The organism is Bacterioplanes sp. CLAM21 (genome assembly GCF_059641015.1).
The window spans coordinates 1,432,987-1,451,074 of sequence record NZ_CM184929.1 but is presented as its reverse complement, the minus strand read 5'-3'; the positions used below and the strand labels follow the sequence as shown (position 1 = coordinate 1,451,074).

Genomic DNA, 18,088 nt, shown 5'->3' with positions numbered 1-18,088 from the left:
ATCTGCTCCTCAGTTAGCGTCCGACAGCGTCAGCGCAGGTAAAACAATGCGCGCCAATGCTCCTGGCCCGGAAGGGTTATTAGTTAATACGAATTTTCCTCGATGAGCCCTGACCACCGCCTGTACAACCGCCAACCCCAGGCCGGTACCATTACTTTTGGTGGTCACAAAAGGTTCGGTAATACGCTGCAATAAGTTTTCATCGATACCTGGGCCATTGTCCTGTATTCGAATATCGACACCGCCACTGGCGCTGACGGCCAATGTGATGCGAAGGTGACATGGCTGGGGAGTGGCTTCGAGCGCATTATTAATGAGATTCATAACGCAGCTCACCAACGCATCACGATTGCAGCGCAAACGATGAGTAGGGGCTTGCAGCTCTGTCTCTAACCGAGCCCGGTGCTGGCGTAGGGGGACTTCCATCGCAGCGGTTATATGCTGCATTAGCTCAGCCTGCGTCAGCTCGTCGTTTAACGGCGCTTCACCACGGGCAAATATCAGCATATCCCGAACTTGGCTTTCCAGATGCTGCAGCCTTTCTTGTAGCTTTTTGGCAAATCTTTCTCGGGTTGATTTTTCCAACTCTGGAGCAGCCAAATGCCCGGCATACAGGGTCGCTGCAGCCAGTGGCGTACGAATTTGATGGGCTAAAGAGGCGACCATTTTACCCATTGCAGACAATCGCTGGTGCTGACTTAAACGCGACTGCAGCTCGCGGGTTTGGGTCATATCCGTCAGCGTGATCAGCTGGCCAGGTTCATTCACCATGGCAGCGGTTTGCAATTGCACCCGTCGACCATCAACCAAAGATATCTCATGGCCATCGTCCAGGCGCGGTTTAAAACATTTTTGAATGAGACTGCGCCAGCGCTGCCCCACCAGACTATGACCACCGGCAGCCTGTAATAAAAAGCTATCAGCAGCGGGATTGGACTGACTGACATAGCCGTTTTCGTCCAGCAACAGCACGCCAGCCGGCATCAATTGCAGCAGACTTTCCAGCCGATCCGCTAGGCGCTCCTTTTCAGCCAGTTCGTCAATGCGCTGGGCCGACACGGTCGCCAGCTCACCACTGAGCTGCTGAACTCGATCTTCCAACTGCGCATAAGAATCCGTCAGTTGTTGCGACACTTCGGAAAACAAATGCAACGCCTTTTTTAAATCGGCTGGCTGCATTGGCATGGACCCCGCCACACTGTCAAAGGACAAAGTTGGACTGGTGTCATTTGTCTGGCGAACGGCAGCGTTACCCATAGTCACCTCTTCAGAATGCCGGTTTTCTGGCAAATTGTTCTGTTAAGGGGAGTTGAGCAAAGACTGTGCCGAAATGACGTTGTGAAGCTTGTGAGCTGTAGAGTCAAACGCAAAACACCGGCTTAGGCCGGTGTTTTTTATAGGAATTTTAAATCTAAGCCGGATCTTTTTCTTTACGCGATAAATTGTATTTGCGCATCTTTTCTACCAGCGTAGTGCGTCGGATATTGAGTTTCTCAGCGGCTCTAGCGACCACACCATTGGCATCATCCAATGCTTGCTGAATCAAAGAGCACTCCAAATCTTGCAAATATTCACGCAAATCCAAGCCATTGACGGGCAGCAGCGCAGGAGAGTCGATACCTGCCAAACCGGCATCCGTATGCGTAACGTCTGCAACGGGAGACGGTAAATCGCTATCGCCTTCTTCCAAATGACGGAATTTCTTCGGCAATTCACCAACACCCACCACCCCATACGGATGCAAAATCGCTAGACGCTCAACCAAGTTGGCCAACTCACGTACATTACCGTGCCATTCATGACGACATAAAGACAAGATAGCGGCAGAGTTAAAGCGAATAGAGCCGCGTTTTTCATTTTCCATGCGTGAAATAAGTTCGTTTAACAGTAGCGGTAAATCTTCAATACGCTCGCGTAACGATGGCATTTCGATGGGAAAAACATTAAGCCGGTAATAGAGATCTTCCCGGAAAGTGCCCTCTTCTATCATCTGCTCCAGATCTTTATGCGTTGCTGCAATAATGCGCACATTCGCCTTCATGGTTTTATTGCTACCCACACGCTCAAAGGTGTGTTCTTGCAAAACACGCAGAATTTTCACCTGCATATTCAACGGCATATCACCAATTTCATCGAGAAACAGTGTGCCGCCTTCCGCCAGCTCAAAGCGCCCTGGACGGCTACTGATGGCACCGGTAAAAGCGCCTTTTTCATGGCCAAACAGCTCACTTTCAAGCAATTCTGCAGGAATAGCGCCACAATTCACTGGCACAAATGGCTGGCTACGACGATGGGAGTGGTAATGTAAATTGCGCGCCACCACTTCTTTACCAGTGCCAGATTCACCTTGAATCATGACACTGACGTCCTTGTCGGCCACCTGCATGATCAGCTCACGTACGTGTTGAATCTGACGACTGGTTCCAACCAAGCTACGAAACAGCTGTACTTCACGGCGCTCACCGCGATTACGACTATGACTGTACTGCTCACGATACACCTGACAACGGTGCAGGCTGTCTAATAGCTGGCTATAACTGGGAGGGGTTTCAATGGTGGCAACTAGGGTTTTACGAATCGAATCACTGATCTCTTGTTCTGCTAATACAGCATCGATTGCTAGGATGGGAATGCCTTTATCCCACTCTAAAATGCCTTGAACCAGGGCTTCGAGAGACTCACTTCTGCCAACAATTACCGCATTAACCTTGCTACTGTCTTCGACTTCATTGGCGACAGTAGAACGCCACTGAGCCGCCGACACGACGATGGTTTCTTCGCCTAAAAAGTCGAGCACGACTTTTAGGTCATGTCGTCGCTGTTCATCGTCGTCGATTAACAGCACCTTGATGTCTCTCCACATGACAATCGGCCTTTGCTGAGCTGAAAAACACTCGCCACCAGGGCGTCATTGTTTTGACTTAAGTTCATTTAGTTAAGTCGTCAGCCCCCACTAAGTCAAACAAATGACAGTGATATTTTTTTGTCTCGTCAGGACTGGATTTACGTCAGTTTTACTGAAGATGAAAGCATAAGACAAGCGCCCTTCATCAAATCGACAAAGAAATTAACAAAAAATAAACTTATGATATTTCAGAAACATAGCTTATCTTGCGAAGGTAAACTATCAGAATTAAGCGGGATTTTGAGTGGCATTAGGACCGGTGACACCGGTCCCTGATGGCGTTACACAGATAGGCTACGTCCGAGCCCTTGAGTCTCTTCCTGGCTATCAGATTGCTGCGAAATTCCAACGGACTGTAAGTACTCTTGGCGAATACCATCCCAGCCCTGTTTCACTTCCAGCATTAACCCCATTACTTCATCGACCATGTCTGCGTCATTGTGACTGGTGGCCTGTAACAGGCGGCGATTCATGTAGTCATACAGCCGGTCCAGGTTGGCAGCTATGTCACCACCCTGAGAATGATCAAGGCTGTCTTGCAAGGTTTGAATGATTTCCATCACCCGCCCTAATAAGTTGGCCTTGCTGTCCATCTCACCTCGCTCAATGGCACCTTTTGCTTGTGACATACGCGTCAGAGCCGCTTCCATTAACAATTGAATAAGACGATGAGGATCGGCATCCAGCGCTTCGGACGCGCCATTCACCTGCTGGTACTGCCGGGCACCTGATTGATACATACCGCTGTCTCCTAACCATGTTGTCGCCTGTTCTATGGGTATCGGCACCAACGCGTGCGACTTTAGCTAATCAATGACGGTTTTCTCGATCGGCTAGCCGTCATCATCCTGCTCCCTGTGTTCAGCATTCGAGTCAAAACTAAACGCTGAATGTCCAGCTTACGCCAGCAATCAATGTACAGCCAGATCAGGTCTGGTAGGTCAGCTTGCTTGTCACAGACAGCCCCAAAAATTCATCTAATGGCGGCAGTATAAGACCGCTTAAACAGCGGCAATTAGCGGCATAGGCTTGCCGTGATGGTCGCATAGAACTTTAAAAAACTATAAAAATCAATCAATTAAAAACTGGCACAAGGAATGCTTTAAGCAACACCATAAGTAAATTTGAGCGGCAGAGGCCCAGTACTATGGCGACGGCAAACCTACAATTGATTGATCCCTCGATCAGCCCGGATCAACACCGCCATCTGTATGATCTGGCCAGCAAGCTTTATAACGATGCCAGCAGTAAACAGGACTCTGCACTATTACAACAAGCTGCACACCTGGCTCGTCAAGCACACAACGCTCAACCTGGCTACATTCCAGGCATTAATCTGTTATGCCGTATTGAGCTGCGTCGTAATCGTCCGGTTCAAGCCCAACGCTGGATTGAATTAGGCCTGTCACTCAAACCCAACAGCGTTAATTTGCTCTACAGCGCAGGCCATGTTGATCTGGCATTAAATGATCTCGATGCCGCTGAGCAGCACTTTGCTAAGGCCGCACGTATTTCTCGCTCAGCCACCAAAGCAGCACATTACCTCGCCCATGTGAAGCTTAAGCAAGGCGCCTACGTTGAAGCCTTTCAGCAATTTCGAGAATTAACGCGAACAGGTCATCCCAGCCGGGAATTACGCAGTCTGTTATTTGAAGCCAGTGCACATATCAGCGCCGATTTCTATTCTGAGGAGCTAGAGCAGGATGTGTTGCGTTATCTGGACTTTAATGACGTCGACTATGGTCAGCTACGCAGCTTGGCAACCTCCTTGCTGCGCCACAAGCTAAAACTCTCCGACGGCGGCTGCCCTCTAGAATTGGCTGACATCGCTGGTGATGGCTTATTACTGCGTTGTTTAGAAAAATTCTATTTTACCGATGCACTGTTTGAACGGCTTTTTATTACCCTACGCCAGACTCTATTGATTAGCAGCAGTCGCTCCCTTGCCATTGCCTCCGATATGCTGCCATTAGTCAGCGCCTTGGCACATCAGTGCTGGCTCAACGAGGGCGTTTGGTATATCAGTGAGCACGAACAACATCTGCTCTCTCAACTGGACCAGCTCAGCTGCTCAATGCTGAACAATAACGAACTGCAAGGACCTGATCTGTATCCAGTATTGTTGCTGCAATGGATGTATCAACCCGCACATCACTATCGACATTATCAAGCTCTGCAGCAACGACAGCTGCAGGATTGGCCGGATTGGTTAGCTAGTCATTGGCTACAACAAATCGACGAACCTCAACAACTGTCCGCCTTAATGGAAGATTTGCCCTCGATTGGTCAATTAACGAACGACACCACAGAGGCCGTCAAAGCCCAGTACGATAGCCATCCTTATCCACGCTGGCGCGATATGGGCTACAACCAACCCAGCCATTACTGGGCTGCCTTAGAAGCACATTTTCCTGACCAGCTGTCTGGTCTCGGTCAACGCAGTGGCAATATTCAGGCCTTGGTCGCCGGCTGTGGCACGGGTCGTCATGCCATCCGATTGGCGCACTACTTTTATTCCATGGAAGTCACCGCCCTGGATATCAGTCATAGCGCTCTGGCTTATGCCAAACGCCAAGCCCAACAATATGGCGAGCGGCAAATACACTTTGTGCAAGGCGATATTTTGGCGGCGGAGCGATTAGGCCAGCAATTTGACTTAATTGAGTGTTCGGGCGTATTGCATCATATGGCGGATCCCGAGCAAGGCCTACAAAGTTTGAGCAAACAACTGCGCCCGGGCGGCTTTATCAAGGTCGCGTTGTACAGTCGCTGCGCACGACAACGAGTGACCATCTTACGACAAACACTGGGCCAACAACGTCCCAACAGCGATAACGGTATTCGCCTAGTGCGAGAGGCATTGCTACAAGGTGCCATAAAGGGGGACTGGCAAACGTTGCTGCAGTCGCCGGATTTTTACAGCCTTAGCGCTTGCAGAGATTTGCTGTTTCATGAGCAAGAACTGGTGTTTGACTTATCTCAGCTACTCGCCTTGGCAGACCGTTGCCAGCTGCAGTGGATCGGTTTACTGCCGCCACCTGGCAGCGAGGAATTGGCCCAGCAAACCTTCGCTTGCCAAGCCAAAGAGTTGAGCTTGTCGCAGTGGCAACAACTAGAGCAGAATCACCCTAGCTTGTTTGCTGGCATGTATCAGTTTTATTTGCACAAACCAGTACAAACATCGCTGACAGGTATGTAAATCACACCTGCCAGTTAATGGCGGCCAAACCCTGTTGCAGCAAATAGTCATTAATTCGACTAAAAGGGCGAGTGCCAAAAAAACCACGATGGGCCGACAATGGCGATGGGTGTACCGAATTCAACACTAAGTGACGACTGGTATCGATCACCGCGCCTTTTTTCTGTGCATAGCTGCCCCATAACACAAACACCAACCCCTGGCGCTGTGCGTTTAATGCCGCAATGGCAGCGTCGGTAAAGCGCTCCCAACCCTTGCCTTGATGCGAGCCCGCTTTCGCCTGCTCGACCGTCAGCGTGGCATTGAGCAATAACACCCCTTGATCGGCCCAAGGGGTTAAATCGCCACTGCCAGACAAAGCAATGCCTAAATCTTGCTGCAGTTCTTTAAAAATATTTTTCAGCGAGGGTGGCAATGCTATGCCCGGCTGTACCGAAAAGCTTAAGCCATGCGCTTGGCCCGGGCCGTGATACGGATCCTGGCCAATAATCACCACTCGCACTTGCTCAAACGGTGTGTGATTAAAGGCATTAAATATTTGCGGACCCGGTGGAAAGATGTTTTTGCCCGCATTTTTTTCGATTTTCAGAAAATCGCGCAGCTGTTGCATATACGGCTGATGCAGCTCTTCACCCAGCACCTGTTGCCAGGATGGATGCAACGCCCCGGCTTTAGTCATTTGCATAAATGTTCAACCTATAAAAAAGGTGGGCATTGCCCACCTTAATTTTCAATCCGACAGACTTATTCCGCTTCTGGCTTCATATGCGGGAATAAAATCACGTCCTTAATCGTGTGGGTATTGGTAAACAGCATCACTAAACGGTCAATGCCAATGCCCTGACCAGCCGTTGGTGGCAAGCCAAACTCAAGTGCACGCACATAGTCTTCGTCGAAGTGCATCGCTTCGTCATCACCGGCGTCTTTTTCTTCCACTTGCTTGCGGAAACGCGCTGCCTGATCTTCTGCGTCATTTAACTCAGAGAAACCATTAGCCAACTCACGTCCACCGACAAAGAATTCAAAACGGTCGGTGACAAATGGATTAGCATCATTGCGACGTGCCAGCGGTGATACTTCCCACGGATATTCGGTAATAAAGGTCGGCTGATCAAGCTCGTGCTCGGCGGTTTCTTCGAAGATTTCGGTAATGTACTTACCAGCCCCCCAGGCTTTTTGTGCCTCGCTTTGCTTAACACCCACTTGCTTGGCATAGGCTTGCAGCTGTTCCATATGATTTTCTGGATCAGCAAACACCTGAGCATCAAACTCTGGGTTGTACTTCAATACCGCTTCTACCATGGTCATACGCTGGAACGGCTGGCTCAAGTCGTATTCAGACTCACCGTATTGCAACGTCGTGGTGCCCAGCACAGTTTGCGCAATGGTACGCAGCATATCTTCCGTCAGGTCCATCAGGTCATGATAAGTCGCATACGCCTGATAGAATTCAATCATGGTGAATTCCGGGTTATGACGGGTACTCAAACCTTCATTACGGAAGTTACGGTTAATTTCAAACACCTTATCGAAACCGCCCACCACCAAACGCTTCAAATACAATTCTGGCGCGATGCGCAAAAACATATCGATGCCCAACGCATTGTGGTGAGTTTCAAACGGCTTAGCGCTGGCACCACCAGGAATGGTTTGCAGCATCGGTGTCTCTGCTTCAATAAAACCACGCTGCGATAAGTAGTAGCGCATGGTTTCAATGATTTTAGAGCGCACCATAAAGGTCCGACGCGTGTCTTCATTAATAATTAAGTCGACGTAACGCTGGCGGTACTTTAATTCTTGGTCAGCCAGACCATGAAATTTATCCGGCAGCGGACGCAGTGATTTGGTCAGAATACGAAAATCCGCCAGCTCTTCAATGGCCACATACAGCTCACCTTTGCCAGATTTCTGCAAAGTACCCGTGCCGCCAACGATGTCGCCAATATCCAATAATTGCCAGGCATCGCTTTCTTTTTGCAAAGGCTTAGCCATATAAAACTGGATATCACCCTCGGCGTCTTGAATACCGACAAAGGGGCCACCACGGCGCATCACCCGTCCAGCGACGGAGACACGAATACCCTCAGCCGCCAAGGTGTCCTTATCCTTATCGCCATGTTTATCCTTCAGTGCGGACGATAAATGCTCACGGCGAAAGTCGTTTGGATGGCCATTGGCGCTGCAACCGTCGCGCAACTGCTGCAGTTTATTGCGGCGCTCAGCAATCAGCTTGTTCTGTTCCTGAATCTGCTCGGTTTGGTTCGTGTCTGTCATGTGTATGCCTTTAAGTGCGGTTTGACCGCGGATGTACGTTTTCAGAGGCCTTTTTTCAGGCTAGCTTCGATAAAGGGATCCAGATCCCCATCCAAAACGGCCTGGGTATTGCGATTTTCAACGCCGGTACGTAAATCTTTAATACGGGCGTCGTCCAACACATAAGAACGAATCTGGCTGCCCCAGCCAATATCCGACTTGGTATCTTCCAGCGCTTGAGCTTCGGCATTGCGCTTTTGCAATTCCAGCTCATACAGCTTGGCTTTCAGCTGCTTCATCGCCTGGTCTTTGTTTTTATGCTGCGAGCGGTCATTCTGACATTGGGTCACAATGCCACTTGGCATATGGGTAATACGCACGGCCGACTCAGTCCGGTTAACGTGCTGACCACCGGCACCCGACGCACGATAGACGTCAATGCGCAGATCAGCCGGGTTGATTTCAATCTCGATGTTATCGTCCACTTCTGGCGATACGAAAACCGAAGCAAAGGACGTATGCCGGCGATTGCCTGAGTCGAACGGACTTTTACGCACCAAACGGTGTACGCCCGTTTCGGTACGCAGCCAGCCATAGGCGTATTCGCCTTCAATGCGGATGGTAGCGCCTTTAATGCCGGCCACTTCACCGTCTGAGACTTCCATTAGCTCACCTTTAAAGCCATGGTTCTCAATCCAGCGCAAGTACATGCGCAGCATCATATTGGCCCAATCCTGTGCTTCGGTGCCGCCAGAGCCCGCCTGAATTTCCAGATAAGCGTTGTTCTCGTCTAGCTCGCCTGAGAACATGCGGCGGAATTCCAACGTTTCCAGCTCAGCGGTTAACGATGCCAGTTCCGCTTGCACATCGGCCACAGAGTCTTCGTCGTTTTCTTCCACCGCCATATCAAGCAGATCACGAGCGTCAGCCAGGCCGCCGTCAAGGTTTTGAATGGTTTTTACCACGGCCTCCAAAGAAGCACGTTCACGTCCTAACTCCTGGGCCCGCTCAGGCTCGTTCCAAACATCCGGCTGAGCCAGTTCCTGCTCAACCTCTTCTAAACGCTCAAGCTTGGTAGCGTAGTCAAAGATACCCCCTCAGCACGTCGGTGCGCGCCTGCAGGTCTTTGATGGTTTCAACAATCGGATTGATTTCCAAGGTCACACCTTCGATGGTCATAGAGGCTGCTGCCTAGCTTACATAGGCCTAGCAGCAGCACATAATTCAGAGAAGGCGGGCATTTTACCTAAGAGCGCAGTCGGATGCGACCTACAGACGCGAGAGCCAAATAACAAGGTTATTGCAAATCTTTCGCATTAGCACTAGTATGCAATTATCCGTTTCATCCAGAGCGCTATGCCATGTACGTTTGCCTGTGCAAAGCCGTTACTCAACAGCAAATAGAAGACGCCGTCGACCAGGGCCAAAGCTACGCCCAGGTGCGACAAAGCTTAGGTGTTGCCACCGATTGCGGCTGCTGTGGTCAAGCTGCCAAACAGATGATTCGTGAACGCATCCAACAGCTGCCACCGTGCGAGTTTGCCGAGGCCAGCTGATACCGATGCGCAATAAAAAAGGGAGCCAGGGCTCCCTTTTTTATTGGCTGATCACCTGCTTAGTCTCGACTGGCGTTCAATACGTCAAATTGCTGCTTCACAAAGTCTTGGGTATTAGTCAGTTTCTGAATGATGGCATCGTTATACAGGAACTGGGACTTAAGACGCGCCTCCATGGCAGAAATGCGCGAATCCAGATCAGATCTGTCTGTGGCGATATCTTCTTTATCTTGCTCCAGACCTTGCTGGCGCACACTGAGCAAACTGCTGTCGCCGTTAAGGAAGGTACTCAAAGTATCTTTCAGCTGATCAGCAAAGCCAGTCACATAGGACACAGTGCCTCTGGCGCCTATGCTGCCGCCGGTGACTTTCAAACGAATACCCGAAGCGTCGTCTATGTCTCCTTTGCGATCGCTACCCACCTCGCCATCACCAATGCCTTTAACAAAACCAAACGCATTAGCCGCATCGTTCGACACTTCCGTGATCTCCACCTTAGAGTCCTTACCCGTGGAGTTGGAGATGATGCCAAACTTCTGATGAGCAAAAGAAGCAGGATCGTCGGTGTATTCAACCTTCACTGAGACTTCGGCTTCTTTAAAAGCAGCCGTGTCGTTAATGGCAGTTTGCAGTGCTAGAGCTAAGGTCGCACCACTGTTATACACCGCCGGTTGATTGAGAGTGACCTCAGCTTCTACCCCGTCAATGCTGACGGTAAAGGTATTATTGTTACTGCCAATAATCAGAGGAGTGGAAAAATCCACGGCACTGCCAAGGTAATAACCCGGCTTGGCTTTGACGTTACCATCTTGGGCACGCAAAAACTGCCCTGAGCCGGTGGCTTCAATGCCATTAATGGTGCCCGCAACATCTTTGCCGGTGGGAATCGGGGCAGAGTAAACGCTGGCGTCTTGCAGTCCTAAGAAAGCGACAGCTTCGGCATCTATATCGGTAAAGCCTATCTCCGTACCCTGACCGCCGATAGATATCGACAATGAGCCCAGATCTGAATCGACATCGTATTGATAGCCCACTTCCACATCGAGGTCATAACCAAAACTCTTGCCAGACGTCATGCCAAACGCATCGTAGCCATTAGTGACGACTTCCGCCGTTAAACCTAACGCCGCTGCCGCAGTACCGCCCAAGTTTTTAATTTCCAAACTGGCACCAGCACCAAAAGTCGCTGCGGTTTTCACACCATCTTTTGACTGGGTTTCAAAATACAGCTGGCCACTGCCATCCACTTTGGCAACCACATCACCGGCGGCAAACTGGCCACTGGCCGTTAATGCCGAATCCAAGGCTTGCTGAATGACCGTTAAGTTAGAATCGGCATTGCCACTGCCCACAGTGCCATCACCATTCACATCCACGTCGATATCAACGCCATCAACAGTCAAGGTAAAGGTCGCATTTTGGCCTACGGCGCTGAAGTCATAGCCCGTAGAAATATCGGCAAAGGTGCTGGAGGTGGCACCTTTACCATCACTCAGCACTTCAATGTATTGATCGGTACCGGTAGCTACGGTGGTGAGTTTCAGACCATTGCCATCCAAGGATGCTGTTACCACACCAGCACCATAAGCTGCGTCTAATGCCGCCTGAATATCAACGATGTTGTCACCTGAATCGGTGTTAACCAAAATATCCTGCTCGACACCCGATACATTCAAGCGAAAGCCTGCATTGGTGGTGGCGAAATCAATATTCGTGCTGATATCCCGACTGCCAGTAGCAGACTCAGCTCCGCGCACCACACCGGCAAAATTCGGATCAGTATCCATGCTGGTCTGAATGGCCGCTTGTACCGCTGCAGCTAAATCATTGCCCGTAGCATAGGTACCCGCCGGCAATGACACCTTAGTGCTGGTGGCTATGCCATCCACATCGACATTAAATTCGACCGGGGCACCAAAAGTCAGCCCTGGATCTTTACCATTGGTTTGTGCACCTTGGGTTTCATCTAGGCCCAACAAAACGTCACTCGATGAACTCCCGACCGCGGTAATCTCAATGCTGCGGGCGGTACCTTCAGCAACTGTCTCAAACTGCAAATAACCATCGTCATTAAACGAGGCGACGACTTGTCCATTTAGAGACGTAGCATCAATCGCGGTTTGAATCGCTTGCAAGGTGTCTTTGCGATCACCAAAAATGCCATCACTGTTCAAGTCCTGGCCATTGGCATCGGCATTGACTGTCACGGCCACAGCCGGGTTGCCGTCCACCGCCAGCGAGAAGGTAGCGTTATTGGCAGAAAAATCGATACCTGTGGTATCCGACACAATGCGACTGCCGATCTGTGTGGTTGCACCGCGGCCGTTAAATGCATCGGCATTTAACGTGGTCAGAGAAACGCCCTGAAAGGTTCCTTGTCCACGCAAACTAAACCCTAGGGTATTGGCGGTATTCACATCCGTCGCCGTAATATACACCTGGGAAGCCGAGCCGTATTTATTGGAGGTGATACTAAAGTTCTTATCACCGGCGTTGTATTCCACCGTGACGTTGGCAGCAGACTGCAGCAGGCGTTCATTGGAATTAATCTGCAAGGCTAATTGCGCCGCCAAATCATCACCCGAAGCATAAGAACCTTGCGTTAACTGGATAGTGGCATTGGTGCCATTAACGTTAATCCCAAAGGTGTCGTTACTGTCGTCAATAATCACTGGGCTGCTGAAATCCAATGATGCCAAGCTGCCAGAGGTGTATTTCGCCTGAGTTGCCAGCTGAGAGATATTAATATCGTAACTGCCGGGCTTGGTATTAATCGAGTCATTCACATAGGTGATTTGACTGTCGCTGGTGCCGCCACTTTTCGCCAGAATGCTAATAACCGAGTCACGCTCTTCACGCATCGCTTTATTGAAGGTTAGCTGATCAAATTCCAGCAAATAATCGTTAAACCGGTCGGTATTCACCCCCAGCTCTGTGAGTGACCGATATTTAGTGCCGGTCAAGCCATCAATGGGCTGACTGATCATAGCGCGAATCTGATTTTGAATATTGCGCATGGTGGAATCACCCAGCAGCAACCCGGCCTGCTGCTTGTCGGCATCATAGCCCGACAAATCATCAACAAACTTTTTCAGATCATTGTAAGAGGTCACAAAGTTCTGAATATTTTCCGCCAGCAATTCGGTATCAGCTTCTACTGTAATGGTTACCGCGTTACCGACATCGGCCCCCTGTAAATTCAAGGTCACACCATTGATCACTTCTTCAATGGTGTTGCTGCTTCGGGTAATGTTCAAACCATTAATTTGCAGTTGGGCATCCTGGCCTTTTTCGGTCAGTGACATATTCGACGCTGCATTTTGGCTTTCGCTGTAAGCCAGCGCACCTAAACCGCCGGTTAATAAATTGCCATCGCTGTCCTGGGCTTGAATGCGAATGCCATTTTCCGCCCCAGTTTCTTGCGATGTAACCAATAAGCGGTAACCGCTACCGTCATTAATAATACTGGCGGTAACGCCCATATTGGCGTTATTGATCGCGTCACGTACACCGCTCAGCGTGCGGTTGGATTCATCAATGGTAATGGTTTTCGCCGGCCGATCAGAATTGATGTCCTGGCTGACAAAGTTATCGCTGCCATCGTAAGTAATTTCACCGAATGAAAACACCAGCTCACCGGTGCCGATAATCTCGTCAAAGCTGGAATAGGTAGACGAAGCCAACGAATGGGCTTTGGCGGTATTGATAACTTCAACATTATAGGTGCCTGGGTCAGCAGTAATACCAGACGTCGCGGTGACCAAAGATTCGTTCGACGACGTGGTTTTAGTAGCTCCCGCTAACGATGGGCTGGATAACGCAATCACGCTGCCTTGCAAGGTCGACATCAACGACTGAATTTCACCGTAGGCGGTAATCTTGGCGTCCACCAGCTCTTCGCGTCTGTCCAAACGCAAACTGGTCGCCTCTTTTTCAGCATTGATAATTTGCTCGACCAGATCCGTGGTCAACACGCCGGATCCTAAGCCCAGTGACTGTATCGATGCCATGATTTACCTCCTCACCACACGGAGCTCGTGCCGACATATACACGAAGAAACCCCATACAGACGTTAGCGGCCCATATGGGGTTTTCTTGAGGGTTGCTTACACAACCCTCACAGGCTGTTACAACATGTCAGACTTGGGCGCTAAATAACAAAGATGGCTCCTCATCATTCAACTTTTGCGCCAGTTCAAGGGCCAGCTCACTGGGTATTTGCCGAATCAGTTCCGAAGACTGTTTGTCGTATACCCGAATGATGGTTTGTCCGCTGTCCTCATCCAGTTGAAAGTCTAGTGTACGTTCTGTTTGCTGTACGTATTCATTAATCCGGGAAACCGCTTCCTTAACCTGTTCCTGACTCAGTGGCTCAACGTTTCCGCTCTCTGGCGGTAACTTCTTGCCGCTGCTGACATCAGTTACCTTTGGCTTGCCGCCGCTGGTGGCCGATGTATCCCGAATGACTGAAGGTGATACAGCGCCTTTTTCATAACTATTTAGGGTCAGCTCGCTCATACATCACCTCTCTGGTTTTCAGTTAAGCAACCCGGGGGAGGTTAACCTCCCCCTTACGCTTGCTGTTATCCCAGAAGAGACAGAACCTGCTGGCCGGCTGCATTGGCCTGCGCCAGAACCGAGATACCGGCCTGTTGCAGTACCTGCGTACGGGACAGCTCGGCTGTTTCTGCCGCGAAGTCAGCGTCCTGAATCCGCGAGTTCGCAGCATTCAGGTTTTCAGACGTTACCTGCAGGTTACTTACAGTCGATTCGAGACGGTTCTGGATCGCACCCAGATCCGCACGCTGACTGGCTACCTGTGATATCGCATTGTCGATCGACGTAATCGCTGCTTGTGCGCCTTCGAAGGTCGAGATATCGATATCGGTCAGGAAGGTACCGTCTACCGCACCACCGAAGCTGCCTTCCGACAAGCCCAGCGCATCGAGCTCATCGGCACCGGCAGAACCAGAGCTGATAGTGAACTCACCGGCTGAATCCAGACGGATGGTGCTGTAGGTGGTTTCATAGGTCAGACTTTCAGCACTGAAGCCGGTATTGGTGGTGGCTCGAGCATCACCAAAGGTCGACTCACCGATACCCGCGACAGCAGAATCCAGGCCGAACAAGGCGCCGATCGATGCATCCGAACCAGACTGATCGTCAATGGCGATGGAGATATTGCGTCCATCTTCGGCTGACAGTGTCAGCGATACACCATTGTCGGTCGCCGTGGTGCCGGTACGTCCTGATACCGAGTTGATAATGCTCAAAGCATCTGCTTTGGCACGATCGGTATCGATGTTACCAGAGCCATCGTCCTGCAGCGTGACGGTACCAGCAGAGAATCCGTTGATATAGATCTCAGCAGAGTCGCCCACTTCAAAGGATGATGTGTCGACCCCCGAACCGTCACCACCGACCACTTCAGTGGCATTTACCGTAGCCCGAACACCGGTTTCATCGGCCACTTCGTTAATGGTAGCGGCAATGGATATACCTGATTTTTCCTTAGCACTGGAAATGATCTTGGTACCGTCCGATGCTTCCACCGCCGAGGCTTTATCGGCTTCGATTTTCGCGGCACCGATACTCACACCATTGATGATGATGTCGCCGTCATCGAGACCATTCACACCGGCAAAGCTGGTGCTGCTGGAGTTACCCGCGTACAACTCACCACCCACATCCGCATCGGCAATAGATACTGACACTTCGCGTCCAGTTTGTGAGGCATAGCGCAGCTCACCTGACAGCTGCTGCTGTACCGAACCGACCAGATCACCGGTAGTTTTCTGTTGCAATGAGCGGCCTTCACCGTCCACGGCAATACCCACTTGGCTGCCTGAGTAGTTGCGAATGGTCAGCACCAGTTCACCAGAGCTGTTCATGCTGGCAGATACATCCATATTCTGAGCACTGAAGTCGGCTTCGTTAATGGAGTCTGCCAATTCATTCAGCTCCACCGTGCCATCGGCATCACCGTCACTAACGGCCACACCCACACCTGATACACCGCCAGCAGTAACGTCCGTACCCGTACCAATGAAGAGAGTATCGCCAACATCCACGTTGGTGGCATCAAACGTCAGCTGGATCTCTTCAAAGGCATTGATATCAGGATCGATACCATTTAGTTGAGCAACAATGTCACTGACGGTGGCACCGCTGTTGACGGTGGCAGAGCCTACCGCGACGCCCTCAATAGAGACGTTGATTTCGTTAGTACCTGTGGTACTCAGCACCTGGTTGCCACTGTCGGAGCCGACAAAGGTTTTGCCCGCATACAGCTCGCCACTGGCCGCTGCACCGGCGGTAGATTCAACAAAGGCCACTGACACTTCATTGGCTGCACCGCTGGTGGTAAAGGCCACCTGGCCTATCATGGCGCTACCAGAAGTCACCGTAGTCACGTTAGCAGGTACCGCCAGAGCACCACCTGCAGATGCTGTTAAGGCTGCACCTGTGCTGACACCGATACGAACCACATCACCGGTACCATTATCAATGGTTACGTTAATGGCGCTCTTATCGAAGCTCAGCTCGGCTGTCACAGTGATACCCGCGCCAAATACCGTGTTATTGATGGCTTCGGTCAGGTATTGGTTACGTTCCGTGACAGTGTCGTAGTCTGCCAAGGCATCATCCGTCAGGGCAACTGACTGACCGGCGATACGCAGACTGCCACCACCGGTCGCGGTAGAGTAGTCATTGATGGTGAATTCGATGCGCTCGAAGGCGGTCACACCGGCCACACCGTTCAGTGCGGACGCCACCTCATACACTGCGCTGGCACTTGGGATGGTCAACATGGTATCGGTGCCATCGACGGTCACTGCAATATTTTGCAGCTCACTCACCGCACTGGCCGCTACTTGCGTCGTTGCCAAGGTGTTGGCCAACGAACCACCTGTGAGTAGGGTGGCATTGTCGGTGTAGTCGGCAATGGCATTCGACAAGCTACCACCGTTGACGGTAGTTGCGGTCAAGTTGCTGCTTTCTTCGCGAGATACGGTAGTGGCTGTGCCACGCTCGTAGGTACCCGCCACCAGACCGGCATTGTCCAGGTCGCCGTTGCCAGTGCCATTACCACCCGAAATTTCGATGCTGCCTACATCACCGTCAGCCACCAAGGTGTAACCACCTTCGTAAGTGCCGGCGCCATTAAAGGCCAGACCAGTGGCCGTTGCCACGTTACCTGCCGTTAATGAACCGCCGAAAGTGCCAAACGATATTTCGACGTTACGACCGTCTTCAGCCACCAGTTGCACACCGCCTGAGTCGGTGTTGGTGTTAATGGCTTTCACACCGGTCTGATCGGCCACGGCGTTAATGGCTTCCGCCACAGCGGCACGAGTTTGCACGGTACTGGCGGTGGTTGATAAGTCGATATCAACACCGTTCAGTGTCAAGGTAGTGGTACCCGCCACGGCTTCCATTTCAGAGCCTGACACGACGTTTTTGTCCACCGAAGCCGTTACACCGGTTTGGTCAGAGAACTGATTAATGGCCGCAACTTTGGCGATGGCCGAAGCTGCTGCGTTGCTGGTAGAAGCGGTATCGTCACCGGCTTTAGAAGCGGAAATCGACACACCGTTAATCACCAGGTCGCCGTTTTGCAGAGCCTGATCACTACCAATGGCACTGATACCGGCGGTGCGAGCTGAACCGAGTTTATCGGCAGTCAGCTCAGCGATAGTGACATCTACGGTTTGACCCGCGTTAGCGCCGATTTGGAAGGTGGCTGAGAAAGAGCCATCCAGCAGTTTACGACCGTTAAAGTCGGTTTCATCTGCAGTACGTGAAATTTCTGCCACCAGCTGATCCACCTCAGCTTGCAGTGCTTCACGGTCGACATCAGAGTTCGTTGCGTTCGCAGATTGCACGGCCAGTTCGCGGACACGCTGTAAGTTTTCGTTGATGGAGCCTAAGGCACCTTCAGCCGTCTGTGCCAGCGCAATGCCGTCACCGGCGTTACGAACAGCGACGTTCAGACCTTTGATCTGAGACGTAAAGCGGGTTGAAATTGCCAGACCAGCAGCGTCGTCTTTGGCGCTGTTAATGCGAAGACCAGACGACAGGCGTTGCAGCGCCTGCTGGTTGGCAGACTGTGATTTGTCCAAGTTACGCTGAGCGTTGATGGACGCGATGTTGGTATTAATAATTTGAGGCAT

11 protein-coding genes are annotated in these 18,088 nt (G+C 51.0%); 2 read left to right on the top strand and 9 right to left on the bottom strand.

The features are described from left to right. Nucleotides 1-9: 9 nt before the first annotated feature. The 3 genes from AC55FS_RS06805 to fliS all read right to left on the bottom strand — a co-directional run bounded on the left by AC55FS_RS06805 (nucleotide 10) and on the right by fliS (nucleotide 3,645). Nucleotides 10-1,257: a sensor histidine kinase gene (locus AC55FS_RS06805; RefSeq protein WP_496935322.1), complete on the bottom strand. Its 1,248-nt coding sequence runs from the start codon at nucleotides 1,255-1,257 to the stop codon at nucleotides 10-12. A 154-nt stretch (nucleotides 1,258-1,411) separates the two neighbouring features. Continuing rightward, nucleotides 1,412-2,863, bottom strand: a complete 1,452-nt coding sequence (locus tag AC55FS_RS06800) for a sigma-54 dependent transcriptional regulator (RefSeq protein WP_496935321.1) — start codon at nucleotides 2,861-2,863, stop codon at nucleotides 1,412-1,414. A 323-nt stretch (nucleotides 2,864-3,186) separates the two neighbouring features. Further along, a complete protein-coding gene (gene fliS, locus AC55FS_RS06795) occupies nucleotides 3,187-3,645 on the bottom strand; it encodes a flagellar export chaperone FliS (RefSeq protein WP_496935320.1) in 459 nt (152 codons plus the stop codon). A 407-nt stretch (nucleotides 3,646-4,052) separates the two neighbouring features. Between fliS and AC55FS_RS06790 the strand changes: the two genes are divergently transcribed. Continuing rightward, nucleotides 4,053-6,104 (top strand): class I SAM-dependent methyltransferase, encoded by a 2,052-nt coding sequence (locus tag AC55FS_RS06790; protein ID WP_496935319.1) that lies wholly within the window; start codon nucleotides 4,053-4,055, stop codon nucleotides 6,102-6,104. 1 nt (nucleotide 6,105) lies between these two features. On the opposite strand, the gene ung is transcribed toward AC55FS_RS06790, so the two are convergent. The 3 genes from ung to prfB form a co-directional block, all read right to left on the bottom strand. Then, on the bottom strand, nucleotides 6,106-6,789 hold the full coding sequence (ung, locus tag AC55FS_RS06785; RefSeq protein WP_496935318.1) for a uracil-DNA glycosylase: 684 nt from the start codon (nucleotides 6,787-6,789) through the stop codon (nucleotides 6,106-6,108). A 59-nt stretch (nucleotides 6,790-6,848) separates the two neighbouring features. After that, nucleotides 6,849-8,378 (bottom strand): lysine--tRNA ligase, encoded by a 1,530-nt coding sequence (gene lysS, locus AC55FS_RS06780; protein WP_496935317.1) that lies wholly within the window; start codon nucleotides 8,376-8,378, stop codon nucleotides 6,849-6,851. A gap of 41 nt (nucleotides 8,379-8,419) precedes the next feature. After that, a protein-coding gene (gene prfB, locus AC55FS_RS06775) for a peptide chain release factor 2 (protein WP_496935316.1) occupies nucleotides 8,420-9,536 on the bottom strand; the annotation gives its coding sequence in 2 pieces (ribosomal slippage) (nucleotides 8,420-9,442 and nucleotides 9,444-9,536; 1,116 coding nt in all). Nucleotides 9,537-9,718: 182 nt separating this feature from the next. Here prfB and AC55FS_RS06770 point away from each other — a divergent pair. After that, a complete protein-coding gene (locus AC55FS_RS06770) occupies nucleotides 9,719-9,913 on the top strand; it encodes a (2Fe-2S)-binding protein (RefSeq protein WP_496935315.1) in 195 nt (64 codons plus the stop codon). Nucleotides 9,914-9,972: 59 nt separating this feature from the next. Here the strand turns inward: AC55FS_RS06770 and fliD are convergent, their stop codons facing one another. From fliD to AC55FS_RS06755, 3 genes are all read right to left on the bottom strand, one after another. Further along, complete coding sequence (gene fliD / locus AC55FS_RS06765) at nucleotides 9,973-13,923, bottom strand: flagellar filament capping protein FliD (protein ID WP_496935314.1); 3,951 nt, start codon at nucleotides 13,921-13,923, stop codon at nucleotides 9,973-9,975. A 128-nt stretch (nucleotides 13,924-14,051) separates the two neighbouring features. After that, nucleotides 14,052-14,432: a flagellar protein FlaG gene (locus AC55FS_RS06760; RefSeq protein ID WP_496935313.1), complete on the bottom strand. Its 381-nt coding sequence runs from the start codon at nucleotides 14,430-14,432 to the stop codon at nucleotides 14,052-14,054. Between the two features lie 65 nt (nucleotides 14,433-14,497). After that, complete coding sequence (locus AC55FS_RS06755; protein ID WP_496935312.1) at nucleotides 14,498-18,088, bottom strand: flagellin N-terminal helical domain-containing protein; 3,591 nt, start codon at nucleotides 18,086-18,088, stop codon at nucleotides 14,498-14,500.

Coding starts and splice junctions, on each gene's coding strand:
- lysS (WP_496935317.1), bottom strand. CDS start 8,378: ATGACAGACACGAACCAAACCGAGCAGATTCAGGAACAGAACAAGCTG.
- fliS (WP_496935320.1), bottom strand. CDS start 3,645: ATGTATCAATCAGGTGCCCGGCAGTACCAGCAGGTGAATGGCGCGTCC.
- AC55FS_RS06760 (WP_496935313.1), bottom strand. CDS start 14,432: ATGAGCGAGCTGACCCTAAATAGTTATGAAAAAGGCGCTGTATCACCT.
- AC55FS_RS06770 (WP_496935315.1), top strand. CDS start 9,719: ATGTACGTTTGCCTGTGCAAAGCCGTTACTCAACAGCAAATAGAAGAC.
- AC55FS_RS06755 (WP_496935312.1), bottom strand. CDS start 18,088: ATGCCTCAAATTATTAATACCAACATCGCGTCCATCAACGCTCAGCGT.
- AC55FS_RS06790 (WP_496935319.1), top strand. CDS start 4,053: ATGGCGACGGCAAACCTACAATTGATTGATCCCTCGATCAGCCCGGAT.
- fliD (WP_496935314.1), bottom strand. CDS start 13,923: ATGGCATCGATACAGTCACTGGGCTTAGGATCCGGCGTGTTGACCACG.
- AC55FS_RS06805 (WP_496935322.1), bottom strand. CDS start 1,257: ATGGGTAACGCTGCCGTTCGCCAGACAAATGACACCAGTCCAACTTTG.
- ung (WP_496935318.1), bottom strand. CDS start 6,789: ATGCAAATGACTAAAGCCGGGGCGTTGCATCCATCCTGGCAACAGGTG.
- AC55FS_RS06800 (WP_496935321.1), bottom strand. CDS start 2,863: ATGTGGAGAGACATCAAGGTGCTGTTAATCGACGACGATGAACAGCGA.